The 895-nt window shown below is 74.3% G+C and carries 2 protein-coding genes; one reads left to right on the top strand and one right to left on the bottom strand.

Annotated features, from left to right (window positions below):
- Positions 1–299, bottom strand: a 299-nt coding sequence (locus tag FRW57_RS22205; RefSeq protein WP_152187101.1) for a hypothetical protein, incomplete at its 3' end; no start/stop codon positions are given.
- A gap of 186 nt (positions 300–485) precedes the next feature.
- Here FRW57_RS22205 and FRW57_RS22200 point away from each other — a divergent pair.
- Complete coding sequence (locus FRW57_RS22200; RefSeq protein ID WP_137123418.1) at positions 486–683, top strand: DUF1918 domain-containing protein; 198 nt, start codon at positions 486–488, stop codon at positions 681–683.
- Positions 684–895 lie beyond the last annotated feature (212 nt).

Raw genomic sequence — 895 nt, 5'->3', positions numbered from 1 at the left:
GTGCGGATCGCGGCGGCGGTCACCGGTCGGGTGGCGGGACGACGCTGCTGCGCGGTCAGCGCCGGGGCGGCGAGCTGCTCGGCGAGGCGGGGAAGCGTGGTGACGAAGAGGCCCGCGACACCGGTGCGGCCGTCGACTCCGCGGGCGAGGTGGCGGCGCGCGACGATGCCCACGACGTTGGTGGGGACGAGGACCGTGACCGGTGCCATCGGGTCGTCCCGTTTGGCCACGGCGACCAGGTCGTGCAGGGCCCGGAGGGCGGGCCTGCCGTAGCTCGTGCTGGTGACGTGGACTCCCACTGCGGTGCCTCCCCTGGCTGACTGGCCGCAGGTTACCCGCGAGGGGTGACACGTCGCGAGGCGAGCCCGGTCCGTGGCTGGTGCGGTGGTCGGCGGGCTCGGCGTGGCTGGCGTCAGACCGGAGCTCCGGAGGTGGTGCGCGGCGCGCTCGTCGCGCCTACGCTGGAGGTTGCGGAGGTGAGAGGTATGCGCGCGAGCCCCGGAGAGCGTCTACGGATCCACGGCCGGCAGGTGGGCGAGCCCACCAAGGAAGGCGAGATCATCGAGGTCAGAGGGGCTGACGGCGGTCCTCCCTACGTCGTCCGGTTCGACGACGGGCACGAGGGCCTGGTGGTGCCCAGCTCCGACTGCGAGATCGTGCCGGCGGCACCCTCCGGCGACTGAGCCGTTGCGCGAGCCGGCATCGGTGGCACACTGACGGGTGGCCCGGTGACTGGCCGGACCATGGTCACGCCATGGAGGTCGAGATGCACGCCCTGCCCCGTCACCCACACCGTGCCCGTTCCGCGGTCCTCGCCCTGGCACTCGGAGTCGGCGTCGCCGGCCTGGGCGCGGCGTCGGGAGCCGCTGCGGCACCCACCGCCGTCGGCCTGCCG

Source organism: Segeticoccus rhizosphaerae (assembly GCF_009192725.1).
Lineage (GTDB): Bacteria > Actinomycetota > Actinomycetes > Actinomycetales > Dermatophilaceae > Segeticoccus > Segeticoccus rhizosphaerae.
This window is presented reverse-complemented; position numbering and strand designations above follow the sequence as displayed.